Annotated in this window: 20 protein-coding genes; 4 read left to right on the top strand and 16 right to left on the bottom strand. The window is 69.0% G+C overall.

Annotated elements, in window-relative coordinates:
* The first annotated feature begins 353 nt into the window (after positions 1 to 353).
* From ACTHL9_RS06130 to ACTHL9_RS06120, 3 genes are all read left to right on the top strand, one after another.
* On the top strand, positions 354 to 980 hold the full coding sequence (locus ACTHL9_RS06130; RefSeq protein WP_440517959.1) for a flagellar hook-length control protein FliK: 627 nt from the start codon (positions 354 to 356) through the stop codon (positions 978 to 980).
* Between the two features lie 21 nt (positions 981 to 1,001).
* The gene (locus tag ACTHL9_RS06125) at positions 1,002 to 1,343 is read left to right on the top strand and encodes a flagellar hook assembly protein FlgD (RefSeq protein WP_440517958.1); all 342 of its coding nucleotides are present in this window, start codon (positions 1,002 to 1,004) and stop codon (positions 1,341 to 1,343) included.
* A gap of 101 nt (positions 1,344 to 1,444) precedes the next feature.
* Positions 1,445 to 2,620 (top strand): flagellar hook protein FlgE, encoded by a 1,176-nt coding sequence (locus ACTHL9_RS06120; RefSeq protein ID WP_440517957.1) that lies wholly within the window; start codon positions 1,445 to 1,447, stop codon positions 2,618 to 2,620.
* On the opposite strand, the gene ACTHL9_RS06115 is transcribed toward ACTHL9_RS06120, so the two are convergent.
* From ACTHL9_RS06115 to ACTHL9_RS06040, 16 genes are all read right to left on the bottom strand, one after another.
* Positions 2,617 to 3,180: a TetR/AcrR family transcriptional regulator gene (locus ACTHL9_RS06115; protein ID WP_440517956.1), complete on the bottom strand. Its 564-nt coding sequence runs from the start codon at positions 3,178 to 3,180 to the stop codon at positions 2,617 to 2,619. The genes ACTHL9_RS06120 and ACTHL9_RS06115 overlap by 4 nt on opposite strands.
* Entirely contained in the window at positions 3,173 to 4,000 is an 828-nt protein-coding gene (locus ACTHL9_RS06110; RefSeq protein ID WP_440517955.1) for an alpha/beta fold hydrolase, read from the bottom strand. Before ACTHL9_RS06110 ends, ACTHL9_RS06115 begins: the two co-directional genes overlap by 8 nt.
* Positions 4,001 to 4,072: 72 nt before the next feature.
* Positions 4,073 to 4,375, bottom strand: coding sequence for a hypothetical protein (locus ACTHL9_RS06105; RefSeq protein ID WP_440517954.1), 303 nt, complete (start codon positions 4,373 to 4,375; stop codon positions 4,073 to 4,075).
* Between the two features lie 24 nt (positions 4,376 to 4,399).
* Complete coding sequence (locus tag ACTHL9_RS06100) at positions 4,400 to 5,143, bottom strand: MBL fold metallo-hydrolase (protein WP_440517953.1); 744 nt, start codon at positions 5,141 to 5,143, stop codon at positions 4,400 to 4,402.
* Positions 5,144 to 5,220: 77 nt separating this feature from the next.
* Positions 5,221 to 5,817: a TetR/AcrR family transcriptional regulator gene (locus tag ACTHL9_RS06095; RefSeq protein ID WP_440517952.1), complete on the bottom strand. Its 597-nt coding sequence runs from the start codon at positions 5,815 to 5,817 to the stop codon at positions 5,221 to 5,223.
* A gap of 55 nt (positions 5,818 to 5,872) precedes the next feature.
* Positions 5,873 to 6,166, bottom strand: coding sequence for a hypothetical protein (locus tag ACTHL9_RS06090; RefSeq protein WP_440517951.1), 294 nt, complete (start codon positions 6,164 to 6,166; stop codon positions 5,873 to 5,875).
* A complete protein-coding gene (locus tag ACTHL9_RS06085) occupies positions 6,163 to 7,335 on the bottom strand; it encodes a pyridoxal phosphate-dependent aminotransferase (RefSeq protein WP_440517950.1) in 1,173 nt (390 codons plus the stop codon). Before ACTHL9_RS06085 ends, ACTHL9_RS06090 begins: the two co-directional genes overlap by 4 nt.
* Entirely contained in the window at positions 7,332 to 7,508 is a 177-nt protein-coding gene (locus ACTHL9_RS06080) for a hypothetical protein (protein ID WP_440517949.1), read from the bottom strand. The genes ACTHL9_RS06085 and ACTHL9_RS06080 overlap by 4 nt, the downstream gene beginning before the upstream one ends.
* Positions 7,505 to 8,296: an SDR family oxidoreductase gene (locus ACTHL9_RS06075; RefSeq protein ID WP_440517948.1), complete on the bottom strand. Its 792-nt coding sequence runs from the start codon at positions 8,294 to 8,296 to the stop codon at positions 7,505 to 7,507. Before ACTHL9_RS06075 ends, ACTHL9_RS06080 begins: the two co-directional genes overlap by 4 nt.
* A 67-nt stretch (positions 8,297 to 8,363) precedes the next feature.
* A complete protein-coding gene (locus tag ACTHL9_RS06070) occupies positions 8,364 to 9,362 on the bottom strand; it encodes a biotin-dependent carboxyltransferase family protein (protein ID WP_440517947.1) in 999 nt (332 codons plus the stop codon).
* Complete coding sequence (locus ACTHL9_RS06065; protein WP_440517946.1) at positions 9,359 to 10,099, bottom strand: 5-oxoprolinase subunit B family protein; 741 nt, start codon at positions 10,097 to 10,099, stop codon at positions 9,359 to 9,361. Before ACTHL9_RS06065 ends, ACTHL9_RS06070 begins: the two co-directional genes overlap by 4 nt.
* 75 nt (positions 10,100 to 10,174) lie before the next feature.
* Positions 10,175 to 10,990, bottom strand: a complete 816-nt coding sequence (locus ACTHL9_RS06060; protein WP_138418270.1) for a LamB/YcsF family protein — start codon at positions 10,988 to 10,990, stop codon at positions 10,175 to 10,177.
* A 33-nt stretch (positions 10,991 to 11,023) separates the two neighbouring features.
* Positions 11,024 to 12,379 (bottom strand): MFS transporter, encoded by a 1,356-nt coding sequence (locus ACTHL9_RS06055; RefSeq protein ID WP_440517945.1) that lies wholly within the window; start codon positions 12,377 to 12,379, stop codon positions 11,024 to 11,026.
* Between the two features lie 48 nt (positions 12,380 to 12,427).
* Complete coding sequence (locus tag ACTHL9_RS06050) at positions 12,428 to 13,063, bottom strand: RraA family protein (RefSeq protein ID WP_440517944.1); 636 nt, start codon at positions 13,061 to 13,063, stop codon at positions 12,428 to 12,430.
* Positions 13,064 to 13,264: 201 nt separating this feature from the next.
* The gene (locus ACTHL9_RS06045; RefSeq protein WP_440517943.1) at positions 13,265 to 14,215 is read right to left on the bottom strand and encodes a 2-hydroxyacid dehydrogenase; all 951 of its coding nucleotides are present in this window, start codon (positions 14,213 to 14,215) and stop codon (positions 13,265 to 13,267) included.
* Positions 14,216 to 14,223: 8 nt separating this feature from the next.
* Positions 14,224 to 15,294, bottom strand: coding sequence for an L-idonate 5-dehydrogenase (locus tag ACTHL9_RS06040; protein ID WP_440517942.1), 1,071 nt, complete (start codon positions 15,292 to 15,294; stop codon positions 14,224 to 14,226).
* Positions 15,295 to 15,445: 151 nt separating this feature from the next.
* Here ACTHL9_RS06040 and ACTHL9_RS06035 point away from each other — a divergent pair.
* Positions 15,446 to 15,746 (top strand): helix-turn-helix domain-containing protein (locus ACTHL9_RS06035; RefSeq protein WP_440517941.1); only part of this gene is annotated, 301 nt, incomplete at its 3' end.

Below are 15,746 nucleotides of genomic sequence, written 5' to 3'. Positions count from 1 at the left end.
CGGCGCACCGGAGTCCGGAAGCGGTGGCGCCCAAGCCCGTTCCGGGTGAGAAGAAGGGCCCCGACGGGGCCGCGGATTCGCTGGCGGCATCGGGGCTGCTCGCTGTTTCGGGGCTGCAGGCCGTTTCGGGGCTGCTGCCGCCGGAGGTTCCCGCGACCGTCTTGGTTACTGCTCCTGCCCTGCCGGGGAATAACAGCCAAGCCGCGCAGCTCCCCATAACTTCCGGAGGTCCGGTGCTGGGGGCCGGACTTCCGGATCGACCACGGCCTGCTCAGCTACCCCGCACGGGTGTGCCAGTTCCGACTGGCGCAGCTGTGCCACTTCCGGCGAAGGCGCCGGAGCAGCCTGTGGTGATGCCTGAGTCAAAGCCGTCCGCACATCCGACCGGCGAGCCGACGCCCCTGGCCGAGTCTGCTCCCGAAGCCGCTCTGCCGCCGTCGTCCGCTCTGGCGCCGTCGTCCGCTCTGCCTGTGGTGACCGCGCAGCCGCTCGCGCCGCTCACCCCCTCGGTGCCGAACCCGGCGCCAATCCATGACCCGGTTGCGGTGCCGGTGGGGCCGCAGCTGGCGAAGCCCATCTTCACGCTCGCCACCGGCGCCCCCGGGGTGCAGGTGATGACGGTCAAGGTGACCCCGGAGAATCTGGGGCCGGTCACGGTGCAGGCGCATATCGGCGCCGAGGGCGTGAAGGTCGAGCTGTTTGCGCCGACGGATGCGGCTCGGGCCGCCGTTCAGGCTGTGCTGCCGGACCTGCGCCGGGATCTGGCAGACGCCGGGCTCGCGGCGAGTCTCGACCTCTCCGAACGCAACGCTCCCCACGAAGGGGCGCGCGATGGGGGTGGAAGCAATTCGCGCGACAGCCCGCGGCGTGGGCGACGTGAGGAGGGAGTCGGAGCTGTGCTCGGGGCGAGGGCTTCCCCGGCACGAGCGGCGCCGTTCCTTTCCGCCGGAAGCGCGGCCGGCCTCGACATTCTCGCCTAGAGCCCTACCAAGAAAGCAGCCATGAGCATCAGTCCCATCAGCAGCCCGGTCGGCACCACGAGCCTGACCTCAGCCGCGCCCACGCGCACGCCCCAGCAGACGCTGGACTCGAGCGTCTTCATGGATCTCCTGGTCACGCAGCTCAAGAACCAGGACCCGAGCTCGCCCATGGACACGAACGCGATGATCGGCCAGACGACGCAGCTCGCGATGATGGAGAAGCTCACGCAGCTCGCCACGGACAGCACGCAGGGGCTCAGCGTCCAGCAGCGTGCGGCGGCCGCGGCGCTCATCGGCAAGGCGGTCACGTACCTGAGCGGTGATGGGAGCGCCGGCGCCGTGACTGTGGGATTAGTTTGCTAGAGCGGGTCGGGGCCGACCCCCTCGATCGGCGGGATGTCCATTCCGCTCGCGTCAATTACCGGAATTACCGAGGCTTAGGCCCTGACCCGAAAGGCATTCCCATGCTCCGTTCGCTCTACTCCGGCATTTCGGGCCTGCGCGCCCACCAGACCATGCTGGACGTGACCGGCAATAACATCGCCAACGTCAATACCGCGGGGTTCAAGGGCTCCTCGACGGAATTCCAGGACACGCTCTCCCAGCTCACGCAGGGCGCGTCGGGCCCGCAGGCCGAAACGGGCGGAACGAACCCGGCGCAGATCGGACTCGGCGTGAAGGTTGCCGCCGTGACCACGAATTTCAACCAGGGTTCGGCGCAGTCCACCGGCAAGGCGACGGACATGATGATCTCCGGCGACGGCTTCTTTGTGACCAGCCGTGGCGGGCAGCAGCTCTACACGCGCGCCGGGTCGTTCGAGTTCGACGCCGGCGGCCGTCTCGTGAGTGCCGACGGCGCGCTCCTCCAAGGCTGGACGGCCGATGCCTCGGGTGCGGTGAACACGGGCTCGCCGATCGGGAACATCGTCCTGTCGCCCACTGCGACCGTTCCCGCCGTGGCCACGACCCGGGCGACGTTCGACGGCAATCTGCCGTCAGATGCCGCCGCTGGCACCGCCCTCGAGCGGGATGTGCAGGTCTTCGACGCGAACGGAGTGGCCCGGAATCTCGCGGTGACGTTCACGCGCGCGGGAACCGGATGGGATGTTGCCGCCGCCGACGCGAATGGCACCACGGGCACCGGATCGCTCGCGTTCACGAACGGCAAGCTGACCTCTGGCGGCTCGCTCGCGGTAGGCGGGATCACGATGGACCTCGCGGCCGTCACCGGCTACGCGGGGATGACGACGGTCGTCGCGAGCGGACAAGATGGCGCTGCCGCGGGTACGCTCGTGTCCTTCACGCTGGGCAACGACGGATCGCTGGTCGGGGCCTTCAGCAACGGGGTCAAGCAGGTGGTGGGTCGAGTGGCGCTCGCGAAATTCACCAATCCTGAGGGCCTGGAGAAGGCAGGGGCGTCTTCCTACACGAGCACCGCGAATTCGGGGAATCCGCAGGTCGGCGAGGCGGGCGGCCCGGGATTCGGCACGCTGACGGGAGGTGCGTTGGAAATGTCAAATGTGGACCTGTCCCAAGAATTCACCAATTTGATCGTCGCCCAGCGCGGGTTCCAGGCGAATGCGCGCATTATCACCACGTCCGATCAGGTGCTGCAGGAATTGGTGGACCTGAAGCATTAGGCCCAGCTGGCCATCGCCGCGTCGACGCCTTCCACGAGGCGACGGTAGCTGCGGTCGATGTCGGCCGGAAGGCCGAAGGCGTGGTTCGTCTCGAGGTGGACGAAGCCGTGCAATGCCGCCCGCAGCGCGCGGGCGGCGTCGACGGCGTCGTCCCCCGTGAGGCCGTAGCCGGCGAGGGTCGCCTCGACGACCCGCAGCCCTGCGCCCGCGGCCTCGAGCTGGCCTTGGTGCTCTCCGGTCGGCGCGGCGACCGTCCCTGCGTATCGCCCGGGGTGGGCGAGCGCGTAGCCGCGGTACGCGGCCGCGAGGGAATGCAGGGCATCGCTTCCGGATCTGCCGAGCACTGCGTCGGTCATGGCCGCGGCAAGCTCCCTCAGCGCCAGAGCGCTGACTTCCAGCCGCAGCGCTTCGAGGGAGGCAATGTGCTTGTAGAGACTCGGCAGCTTGACCCCGCACCGTGCGGCGATGGCAGCCAGGGAGATGCTCTCCCATCCGGTCTCGTCGGCCAAGGCCGCTGCCTCCTCGACGACTTTGGCTGTGCTCAGTCCGGCCCTAGGCACGGGGCAGGACCTTGTGGCCGAACGCAATCAGGGCCGGATTGAGGATCTCGGGCTCCTCGGCCTGGGGATAGTGCCCGGCACTCTGCACGAGCAGCTGCTCGGCGTTCGCGAGATGGTCCACAATCCAGCCGGCCTCCCGTGCGGGGTCGGGGAAGTCGGGGTCGGCGGTGCCCATCACGACGAGGGTCGGGCACTTCACCTCGCCCAGACGCGCCTCCGCCGGAGCGTGGCTGGTCCGCGTCGTGGCCGCGAAGGCCCGGGCGTGGCCCGGCCGACGCATGCTTTCCCGAATGGCGGCCCGGTGTTCGGCGAAATCGGCCGGCTTGCGTCCCGGGGAGAGCGAGGGCAGGTAGGCGTGCCAGACGGCCGGAGCCCACGGACCCGACATCGCCGCCCGGAAGGCAAAGGCCAGGAGCGGGTTGATCGGGGTCTGGCGGACGAACGGCCCGATCAGGGCGAGCCCTGCCACGAGATCGGGCCGCTCGGCGGCAGCCCAGACCGCGGCGCCGGCACCCATGGAGTTTCCGACCAGGAGCGCTGGTCCGCCGAGCTCTTCGATGAGGGCAAGCGCGTCGGTGGCGGCAGCGACGTCGTCGTACTCGGCAAAAGTGGCGTCGCTGTCGCCGTGGCCTCGCAGGTCCATGGCGGCGACACGGAAACCAGCCCCAGCAAGAGCGTGGACGTTGTGCCGGTAGCTGCTGCGCAGCTCGCCCATCCCCGGAAGGCACACCACGAGGGGGCCTTCGCCGAGGACTTCGAACGCGAGCCGGCCGCCGTCCCGCTGCAGCATCCGGAGTTCGGTTCCGAGACTTGACATCATGACCCCCTGCTAGTGGTTATAGCTATAAAGCTAAGCTCATTAGCTTTGAGGGTCAAGGTCCGTTCACACCACCTACAGTTCGAGGCACTCGTTGATCTGGATGGTTCCCCCGAGCGCGATGTACGGGTGGTCCGAGAGGAGGGCGCGCGCGTCGGCCAGAGAGCGCGCCTCGATGATGCTGTAGCCGTCGATCTCGACAGCGTCGACGGGCTCGCTGGCCGCGATCTGGCCGCCGAGGAGCAGTGGTGCCCCGAAGTCGACGAGCGCTGCGCCCAGGAAATTCTCCGTCCACTTGCGCAGGGCTGCGCGGGAGGCAGAGATGACGTCAGGCTGGGGGTACGGCATGCCGTGGTACGTGATGAGGAAGCGCGTCATTGCTGTCCTTCGGGCCGGTTGTGCCTACGGTACAGCCACGCCGTGCCCGTGCGAAGGTCTGAGACGCAACGCCGGTCCGTGGCCGGGAAGCACGACGTCGGGCTGAAGCGACATGAGTCGGTCGAGGCTTGCCTGCGCTTGGGTCCGATCGTGGTGGAACATCGAGGGGAGCATTCGGAGGCGTGGCGTCTCGGCGGGCAGCGTTTCGTGCGCGGTGATGGCGATATCGCCCGAGACGAGGAGGCGTTGCCCCGCGGTTTCGAACAGGAACGCCGAGGCGCCGGAAGTATGTCCGGGGAAGTGGAAGACGGTGGGCGATCCGGGAACGTGGAGCGTCTCGCCATCGTGGAAGACGCCGGCGGGCGTGATGGAAACGGGCTCGAGGGCCTCCAGGCTCAGTGCGGTACGGAGCCAACTCCTGACCCTCGCGCGCCACAGCCTCGGCACAATTCGCCCGATCGTCACCTGCTCGCGTTGCGGTCCCACGAGATTCCGGACCTCATCGACATGGCACAGGACCGGCACCTCGAGTTCCGTCGCGAGTTTTTGAAGACCGCCAATATGGTCAACGTGGCCGTGGGTCACGAGGGCCGCGCGGCAATCCTGAGGCCGGAGGCCGATCTGCCTTATCGAGTCCAACAGCCGCCCATAATCCGCCGGATATCCTCCATCGATGAGGGTGAACGACGAACTGCCGGGATCCTTCACGATGACCCAATTCGACGACCCGCCCGGGACAAGCCACATCCCCTCAACCACCTGATCCACGTCAGGATCCTAGCTGCGGGCCCCGGCGATCAAGGAAATCCGCACGCCGTCCTCGATCGCTTGCGCTATCGCCCGGCTCAGTCCGTGCCACCGCGTTCGTTCTTGCACCAGCCGCCCACGGCGCCGAGGAAGGTGTCGGTCAGGCGGTCGGCGGCGTCCTTCTCGGAGAGGCCCACCGTGTTGATCACGTCGAGGATTTCGCGGGGGTCGAGCAGGATGTTCCAGAGGAACATGGCTTCGTCGCCGATGGCTGGCAGCCCGAGCTCCTCGATGGCTTCGCGCAAAGGCCGCTCGAGCGCGTCAGCTTGGACGGTGAGGTACTCGGCCCCGCTGCGGAGTCGGGCGAGGTAGCCCTCGGGAGAGCGGGTGTGGACCATTGACCAGCCGTGCTCGCCGACGAGCTCGACCCAGCGGCGGTCCACGTCGCGGAGGAGTTCCACGCCTGAACTCCTCTGCTCATCGCTGAACTCCTTGAGCCGTTCGCCGATTCCGTAGCGGTAGGCGATGAGCACTTCCTCGACCGAGGCGAAGTGGCGGTAGGCGGTGGCGGGGGAGATCTCCGCCTCGCGGGCGATGTCGGACATGCTGACCGAGGCCAGGCCGGTGCTCGTCGCGAACAGGCGCCCGGCGGCCTGGATCAGCTGGCGACGGTTGCGCTTGGTGTCGCTTCGCAAACGGCGCGTCCTCTCTGGGGATGTCGGCGCGGGCCTCGCGCCCGCGCTTCCCAGCCTAACCATCCGCATGCCCGGACGCAGGGTGGACTCCGCCGCCGGCGATCACCGAGTAGAGCGTGCCGACCGTCTTGCGGATCTGCCGCGCATCCTCGGTGCCGGCCTCGCAGTCGATGAGAACGCCGTCGAGCGTTTCGCGGACCCCCAGGACCCCGGGAACACCTGCCACAAGCTTCCCGAGCCGGTGCGCCCGCCGGCGGAGGAGGTGGATGGGGCCGCCCAGCATTCTGCACCGAAGCTGCGAAGCGTTCTCATCCAAGAGCACCATCGTGGGGAAGACGGAAGGGATCATCGGCGTGCCAGTTCGCTCAGGCCGGTGGCGAGGCGCTCCACGCCGGCGGTGATGTGCTCGGGGCTCGCCGCGTAGGAGAGGCGCAGGTGGTGCTCGCCGGCGGCCCCGAACTCGCCGCCGGGCCGGACGGCCACGCCGAAGGAGCGCAGGTCGGCGGTGAGCTGGGCGGAGGGGACGTCGAGCTCGTACTTCGGGAAGAGGTAGAACGCGCCCTCGGGCTGGCGGACCGTGAGGCCGGGGATCTTGGCGAGGCCCGCGTACATGAGCTCGCAGCGGTCCTGGTACGAGCGCCGCATCTCCTCGATGTCCTCGCGGCACTGCTCGAGGGCGACGACGGCGGCGTGCTGGACGGCGCTGTTGAGCGAGCCATTGAAGGTCCCGTGGACACGGGCCGCGGCGTTCATGACGTCGGAGGGACCCCAGAGGTAGCCCACGCGCCACCCGGTCATCGCGTAGCTCTTGGAGAAGGTCTGGCAGTAGATGGTCCGGTCCCGCAGCCCGGAAAGCTGGAGCGCGGAGGTGAACGGCTCGGGGGTGTAGACGAGTTCGCTGTAGGCCTCGTCGGCGAGGACGAGCGTCTCGGTCCCGGCGACGGCGGCGGCGAGCCCTTCCAGCTCGGCGCGGCTGTGCACGATCCCGGTGGGGTTGGAGGGGTTGCAGAAGACGAACAGCTTCGCTCCGACGAGTGCCTCGGCCAGCGCGGGGACGTCCCAGTGGAGGTTCTCGGCCAGGGGAACCGGGACAACCGTGCCGCCGGCCATGTTCACAAGGTCCGCGTAGAGGGAGTAGGTGGGGTCGGGGATCACCACGCGGTCGCCCGGATTGACGACGGCGAGGATCGCCGCCGCGAGCCCTGCGGTCCCGCCCTGAGTGACCAGCACGTCGTCGGCCGCGAAGTCCCCGCCCGCGAGCTCGCCGAGGGAGCGCGCGATCGCCTCGCGGAGCGCGGATTCGCCACGCATCGGCGAGTAGTGGGTGAAGCCCTCTTCGAGGGCCTTGGCCGCTGCGACGGTGATCTTGTGCGGAGTCGCGAAGTCGGGTTCGCCCATGGCGAGGGAGACGAGGGATCCGCTCGAGGCGGGCTGCTGGACCCGCAGGGAGTGCCGCTCGATCCGCTGGACCAGCTCGGAGGCTGAGAAGCCGAGGCTGAGTTCGGGGTGGGTGGTCATGATGCTCCTTGTCGGGGGTGCCCGGCCGACGGCTGCTGCGACGTCATGCCCGGGTTCGTGGTCTTGGCGGGGAGGGCGTAGAGGAGGCGGTCGATGGTGGCTGTCTGACCGGAGGTTCGCGGCTCTGACGTACGCGCGCGGCGCGCCTCGGTCACCAGATGTCGCGCCTTCATGGCCGCTCATCCTCCGGTGCGCCCATCCAACGGCTGATCTCGAGATCGCCGGAGGTATCGCGCTGGAAGGTCGGGGCGATCGACAGCTCCGTGATGACGCTGCGTGCGGGGAGCGTGGCGACCAGCTCGACCGCGCGCGCCACGTCCTCGGGCTGGACCATAGCCTCGCGCTCGCTGTCCTGCGGCGGCCGCGCGCGGTTGTCCAGGATGGGGGTCGCGGTCTCCCCGGGCAGGATCGCAGCGGCGCGGAGGCCCTCGTTCCTGAACGTGTTGTGGAGGTAGGTCATGAAGTTCTTCGCGGCCGCCTTCGCCGCGCCGTAGGCTGCCCCGCCGAGGAGGTTCGGGTTGACGGCCGCGAGCGAGGAGACCGTGATGATCGTCCCGCGCTTGCGGGAAAGCATGTCCGGGAGAACTGCCTGGGACAGGAGGTACACAGCCGTGAGGTTTACGTCCAGGACCTGAGCCCATTCCTCTTCGCTGATCCACCGGACGTTGAGCACGATGCTCGCGCTGCCCGCGTTGTTGACCAGGAGGTCGACCGGCCCGAGTTCCCGCCGCACCGCCTCGACGAGCCCTTTGACGTCGTCGCCCTTGGTGATATCCGCGGGAAGGACGACGGCGGTGCCCCCTTGGGCGCGGATCTCGCCGGCGACTTCCTCGAGCGGCTCGCGCCGGCGCCCGACCAAGGCGACCGAGGCGCCGTCGGCCGCAAGCAGCGCTGCGATAGCGCGCCCCATGCCAGTGCCCGCGCCCGTGACGATCGCGGTCTGGCCTTCCAAGAGCTGCATGGGATTCCCTTTCGGGGAGGAGTGGGCTTTTATGCTACTAACTTCGCATCTGCGAATAGTTTCGCACTTAAGCCACCGTGGCGTCAATGGGTACACCGAGGGATTCGAGGGCAGTTTTCGAGCGCTGCTCGAGCACGCGCAGTTCGCCCTCCTGAACCCGGAGGCGCTCCACCGACTGCTCCCGGCTGATCCAGCGGAAGGCCAGCCGCCGCCCCGGCTCGGCCTGGCCGAGGAGCGGCAGATCGGAGGTCGCGGCGAAGGCGACGATGGGGTACCCGGCGGTCAGTGTCCGGTAGCGGCCCAGGACAATCAGCTCGTCGCCGTGCGGAATCTCGAAGGCACCCACGGGGACGCCGTGCGAGACGATCTCCCCGAGTCCCTCCGGGTGCCGCACCGGGCCAGCCAATCGGAGGCCGACGTGGTTCGAATTCGGTCCCACGGCGTACTCGGAGCCGGCCAGAAGCTCATGGATGCCCTCCACGGCGTGCGCCTCGGGGCCCTCGACAATGTGCACGGTCCAGACTCGAGGACTCAGGTCGGGCCTCGGCACGGGGAGCCGGAAGAGCGGCTGATCGAACGGGTGCGTCATGCCGTGATAGCCCGAATGCACCTTGACCTGCTGCCCCGCGCTCAGGTTCTGTGGGAAGCCCATCCTCGCCTCCGGGGCAGCGCTGCCCATGAAGCGAGGAACGTCCAGCTCGCCGTTGATCGCCATGTAGCAGCGCATGCCCGCGGTCGCCCGCCCGACGTCGAGTACCGCGCCCGCATCCAGGTGCACGGCCTCACCCTGTCGCACCGGGCGTCCGTCGACCTTGATCGTCGCGAGGGCGCCCGTGACGGCGACCAGGAGCGGCGCCTCGGCGCGCAGTGAGAGGCCGCCCGCGAGGACTTCCAGGAGCGCGGCGTCGCGAGGGTTTCCCACGAGGATATTGGCGACGGCGGCAGAGAGCTGGTCTGCCGCCCCGCCCGACGGGACTCCCTGGCGTTCCCCGTCGCGGCGGCCGAGGTCCTGAAAGGTTGCGAGGATTCCGGGGCGGATCACCGTGAAGGCGGATTCGGTGGTCATCGCAGCCCTCCCACCGACTCGAGGAACTCCCCGGCGAGCTCGTCCCAGCGCTCCTCGGGAAGCGCCGTGAACCGCACCGTGTCGCCGGGCCGGAAGGACACGGCGGGGTCGCGCGAGATGTCGCAGATCGTCAGGGGAGTCCGGCCGATCACCCGCCAGCCCGTGGGGCCGGGGAAGGGCTGGATGATCGCGTTGGTGCCAGCCACCATGATCGAGCCCGAGGGGACGTCGGTGCGCGGCTCCGCGAGGCGGGCGAGCGGCCGCGGGAACTGGACGCCCGCCATCATGGGCGCCATGGCGGAGGCCAAGAGGTTGATGGTGAGGAGGGAGCCCGTGAAGGCCGCGATCGTCTCCTCGACCGTGAGGCCCAGTTCGCTCGCGACCGAGGGGAGGTCCGGTGAGTGCTCCCCGCCGAACACCGTGGGGATCACGAACTCCCGCGCGTCCCCGGTCTCCGCGACGTGGCCCGACGTCTCGGCGATGAGGAGGAGGGTATCTTCGAGCGAGTGGTGCGAGACCTGCAGGGGATCGAACTCGACGAGGAGGGATTCGAGCCCCGCCGCGAGATCGACCACGCCGCGCGGGCGGTGCTGTGCGACGGCGGCCCGGAGGCGCGTCGCCGCCAGACGGCGCTCGGCGGGGTCGGCGGACGTGGGGGTCAGAAGGACGGCCGAGTCTCCGTAGGGCGTGACGCTGAACTGCTGTGGGCTGGACGATCCGGGGGGATGCTCGGCCATTTCTCTCTCTGGTGTTCGAACGGCTTGGGATGTCTCACGAAAGGACGGCGCCCCTTTCGGGACGCCGCCGTTCGATCAGGCTGCGGCCGGAGCCTTGGACCGCAGGACTTCTTGGAGGCCCGTGACCGCGATTCCGGCTTCGGAGAGCGCGGCGCGAGCGGCCTGGCCGTTCTGCAGCACGAGCGGGTGGTCGCCGTGGAGGAGGGCCACGTCGCAGTCGTGCCCGAGCGGCACCACCTTGCCGCTGACGGAGCGGACCGTTCCGTCCTGCACGGCCTGGACGATGCGACGGCCCACCTCCTCGGGGTCGAAGAGCAGCCCACCCTCGGCCTTGCGGGAGACCGGCATGCCGTCGTCGCCATAGCCGCGATCGCCGAGGAAGACGTAGCCGACCTTGAGGCTGCGCTTCTCGGCCTCCTCCGCGAGCACGCCCCGCTGGCACACGACGATGAGCGAGGGGTCGTAGGCTGCCGCCGCGTCGGTGATGGCGCGGGCGTGGACGCGGTCTGTCTGGGCGATGCTGCCCATGCGGCCGTGCGGGGCCAGATGGCTGATCCGGCCGCCGTGGATCCGGGCGAAGGCGTCCAGCGCGCCGAGCTGGTAGAGGACGTCCGTGCGGATCTCCTCCTCGGACGCCTCGATCAGGCGCCGCCCGAAGCCCACCAGATCTGGGTAGCCGGGGTGGCAGCCGAGCTCGATCCCGCGCTCGACGCACTCGCGGACGGTCGCATCCATGACGCGGGGGTCGCCTGCGTGGAAGCCGCACGCAATGTTGGACGACGAGACGAGGCCGAGCAGGGCGTCATCGTCTCCGATGGTGTAGTTGCCGAAGCTTTCGCCGAGGTCGGCGACGATAGCGACTTTGGACTGTGCTGGATCCGTCTGGGTCATGGGGGGAATCCTTCCTCGAATCGGTGAGGGCGGTCAGTGGGTAGTGAGCTCCTGGCCCTTGGTCTCGCGGAGGAAGAAGACTGTCACGAGCGTGATGATCGAGGCCGCGATCGAGAAGTAGCCTGGAACCATCGAGTCCTTGGTCGCGCTGATGATGGCGGTCATGACCAGCGGGGCGCTGCCGCCGAAGATGATGGTGCTGACGTTGAAGCCGATGCTGTAGGCGCTGTAGCGGACCGTCGTCGGGAACAGCTCGGTGAGCACGGTGTGCACGGACGCAGCGTGGCCGGAGAAGGCCAGGGCCATGAGGACCGCGCCGAGCGACGCCAGGCCCATGTTTCCGGTCGTGATCATGAGGAAGGACGGGTAGGAGAGCACTGCCGTGGCGACGGCGGACCACGCGAGGACCGGCTTGCGGCCGAAGCGGTCCGAGATCCGGGCCATGATCGGGATCGCGATGATGATCGCCACCAGGCTCGCCGCTGTGACCACGAGGGCGCCGAGCATCGTGAAGTTGTTCGCGCCGAGCGAGGTCTTCAGGTACGTCGGCATGTAGGCGAACAAGAGGTAGTAGCCCGGGCCGTTGACGGCGGGGAGGAAGATGGTCAGCGCGATCGCGGCGAGGTGCTTCTTGGACGTGAAGACGGTCTTGAGCGGGTTGCGCTCGACCACATTGCGCTCGCGGAGCGCGTTGAAGTGAGGCGTGTCCTCCATCTTCGAGCGGATGTAGAAGCCGATGTAGCCGAGCGGGAGGGCGAGGACGAACGGGATTCGCCAGGCCCAGCTGTTCATGGTCGTGTCGCCGAGGGTGGTGATGAGGAGGGCGGAGAGGGCGCTGCCGAAGAACAGGGCGAAGAACGAGCCGACGGCGATGAAGCTCTGCGCGAAGTTGCGGTGGTTGCGGTGGGCGTACTCGCCCACGAAGGACATCGCGCCGGCGACCTCGCCGCCAGCCGAGAAGCCCTGCAGGATGCGGAGCAGGATGAGCAGCGCGGGAGCCGCCCAGCCGATCACGGACGCCGACGGCACAAGGCCGATCGCCGCCGTCGCCCCCGAGATCATCAGCAGCAGCACGGCGAGCAGCGTCTTGCGGCCCAGCTTGTCGCCGAGGTAGCCGCAGATGATGCCACCGAATGGGCGGGCCAGGAAGCTCACCAGGAAGCCGACGTTCGTCAGCAGGAGCGAGCCGACGTCCTTGGATCCCATGAGGTTCACGGCCAGATAGGTGGTCAGGAGGCCGTAGATGCCGTAGTCATACCACTCGACGAACGAGCCCATGGTTCCGGCGATGGTGGCCTTCCGCACGACCTTGCCATCGGCGGTGATGACGCGGACCTGCGAGGTGTCGAGCCGTGAGGATTCCGGCGTGGAGGGAGATGAGAGGTTCATTGGTTCTTCTCAGTCTAGGAGGGGTGGGTTGGGGATGGGAGGGATGGATCAGCTGTAGGCCTTGGAGACCTCGGCGGTCATCTCCGCCTCGTGCTCCGCGACGGCGATGACCCGGGTGAGGATCTCCTCGGCGCGGGCCTGGGGGATGACGATGACGCCGTCGCCGTCAGCCGCGACGATGTCGCCCGGGGCGACGACGATGCCGCCCACTGCGACCGGCTCGCCGATGACGCCCGGGCCGTTCTTGAAGGGCCCGGCCGGGGTGGTGCCCCGCGCGAAGACGGGGAAGCGGATCTCGGTGATGGTCTTCTTGTCGCGGATGCAGCCATCGATCACTGCCCCCACGGCCCCGGCGGCGGCGAACCGCTGCGAGAGCTGCTCGCCGACGAGGGCGCGCTCGCGGTGGCCGAAGCCGTTGATGACCACCATGTCGCCGGGCTGGTTGTGATCGAGGGCCTCGATCACGGCGGCGTTGTCGCCCGCCGCGCCGAGCACGGGGAGCGCCGTGCCCACCGCGGCCGCGCCGTCCCAGATGGCGCTGATGCCGGCATCGACCATGCCGAGTCGCTCCATCGCGTCGCCGATGTTGGCCACGGGGAAGGCCTTGAACGCCTCCACAAGGGTCCGCGGGGGACGGCTCCAGGCGCTGGCCTTGCGGACCGTCAGTTCAAGTGTGTTGGCCATGGTGTGTGGTTCCTCTGTTCTGGCCGCCGCAAGATTTTCTGCGACGTCGATCACATATGAGAAGAGTTTCGCGCTTATTCGCCTTCCCGTCAAGGGGTGTCTTCCGAGGCGCCCGTAAACAGTGCGTTGCCTTCCGCTCACGCCGGAGGGGCCGAGGGCAGCAGCTGCCCTCGGCCCCTCCGTGCGCGGTCGGCGGGTGCGCTAGAACGGCCCCCGCTGGACGAGGTTTTCGGGCGCTCGCCCGTCCGCCAGCGCCTCGAGCTGCCGCGCGAGGAGCTTGCGAATCCGCGGTTCGAAGGCGCTGGTGTTGCCGCCTACGTGCGGCGTGATGAGCGCGTTCGGCGCCGCCCACAGCGGGTGGTCCGAGGGCAGCGGTTCGGGATCGACGACGTCGAGCGCGCAGTGGAGGCGCCCCGAGGTCACCTCGGCGGTGAGTGCCTCCGTGTCGACGACGGCGCCGCGCCCCACGTTCACCACGAGGGCGCCGTCCGGGAGGGCTGCCAGGATTCGGGCGTCGATCAGATGGTGGGTGCTCTCGCTCAGGGGCGTGACCACGACGAGGACGTCGTGCTCCGGCGCCAGCTGCTGCAGCTCGTCGATGCCGTGGACCGGCCCCGTAGCGTCGGTGCGCGCCGTGCTGCCGACCCTCGTCAGTTCGACTTCGAAGGGCTCGAGCCGGCGCGCGATCTCCGCGCCGATCCCGCCGACGCCGATCAGCAGGACCCTGCGATCGGCCAGCGAACGCCTGCGGCTCGGACGCCATTCGTGCCGCGCCTGGTCGCGGACGGCGTCGTCGATCCCCCGAAGCCTGGCGAGCGCCAAGCCCACGGCGAGCTCCGCCGTCGCCGCCGCGTGGACGCCCGACGCGTTGGCGACCCCCGCCGTCGGGCCTGCGGCTTCGGCAATGCCGTCGTAGCCCGTGGACTGCGCCTGCACGAATTTGAGGTTCGGGACGTTCGCCAGCTGGCCCAAGACCTCGCCCGCGTTCAGATAGGGGAGGATAACGCCGTCGATCTCCTCGAGGGTTCCGTCCTCCGGGGCCGAGCGCAGATCCCACACGATGCCGCGGAGTCCGCCGGGAAGCGGCGAGAGTTCGTCGAGGAGCTCGCGGTCGGGGAAGGAGATGGTCTGGATGATCTGCTGCGGTTGCATGCCGTGCCTCACTCCTGCGCGCTGAAGTCGATCAGGACCTTGCCCGAGACCTTCGGGTCGCGCGCCGTCTCGAAGGCCTCGTGCGTCTTGCCGAGGGGGAAGACGTGGGTGACGAGCGGGCCGACCGCCAGGGAGCCGTCGGCCAACGCCTCGAGCACCGGGGACATCTCCTCCGTGAACCGGAACGATCCCACGAGTTCGAGCTCGCGGGCAATGGCTGTCGCGATGGGGATCGGCTGCTTGCCGTTGGGGAGGAGGCCCACCATGACCACGCGTCCCCCTGGCCGCGTGGCTGCGATCGCCGCGGAGAGTCCGTGCGGGCTCCCCGAGGATTCCATGGCGAGGTCCGCTTGGACTGCTTCGACCGCTTCTTCGCCAGTGGCCACGAGCGTTGTCGTGGCGCCGAGGTTTCGCGCGCGCTCGAGGGCCTCCTCATGGAGGTCGACGGCGATGATCTCGCCTGCTCCGAAGCGCTTGAGCACTGCGATCGTCAGGCCGCCGATCGGCCCGCTGCCGATCACCAGGACGCGCTTGCCCCTGACGTCGCCCGCGCGCTCGACAGCGTGCCATGCGACGCTCGCGGGCTCTGCCAGCGCCGCACCCCGGAGGGAGAGCCCCGGCGGAAGAGCCCGCAGCATCCGCGCCGGCAGGCTTGCCAGAGTGCCGAAGGCGCCAGCGGTGTGCGGATGGCGGGCGGCGCTGCCGAGATACGTCGCGCTGCGGGAGAGGTTGGGGCGGCCCTCGGGGTACGCGTGGTCCGTTCCCAGATCGCCGGCCGGGTGGACTGCGACCGGTGTTCCCGCCGCTGGCCCGGAGCCGTCCGCAGCTGCGGCCAGCACGGTGCCCACGACTTCGTGGCCCAGCACCATCGGGGCCTTGAGCACCGAGGCTCCGGCGGCGCCGTGCTGCCAGTAGTGGAGGTCGGAGCCGCAGATTCCTCCGTAGGCGATGTCGACGATCGCCTCGTCGTCGCGCGGGCTGCCGAGCGGGCGCTTCACGACCCGCAGGTCGCCTGCGGTGTGGATGACGACTTCTTCCGTGATGAGCTTCTCGGTCAGGTCCAAGGGCGATGCGGTCATCGGCTTCCTCTTGATCTCGGGCGGCTTCGCTGCCGCGGGCGCTGCTCCTCGGGGGAGGGGGCGTGATTCAGAATACAAGAATTACCTCGCATTTGATAAGATACTTGCAGATAGTTCCACTCGGAGGACGAAGAGTGAGGAAGCTCGAGCCATGACCTCCATCCCCAAAGGCGAACCCGGAGCCGCACCGGCAGTGTCCCGGGCCATCGAGCTCCTGGGCCTGATGGCTCGCCAACCGTCCGTTCCCATGACCGTCACAGAGCTCGCCCGCGGGATCGGGGCCGCCCGCTCGTCAACCCGCAACATCTCCACCGCCCTCGAAGCCGGCGGCCTCGTCCAGCACTGCGACGGCGGTTACCGCCTCGGTCAGCGGCGTGTCGAATTCGGCGGCGCGTACCTGTATTCGTTCGAGCAGGTGAAGGCGTTCCAGGAGGCCTGCGCCGAATCCGCGC

Source organism: Sinomonas sp. (assembly GCF_051955515.1).
In the GTDB taxonomy this organism is placed as follows: Bacteria; Actinomycetota; Actinomycetes; order Actinomycetales; family Micrococcaceae; genus Sinomonas.
Note: the sequence above shows the minus strand (reverse complement) of the source record. Positions and strands in the feature narration are given on the sequence as shown.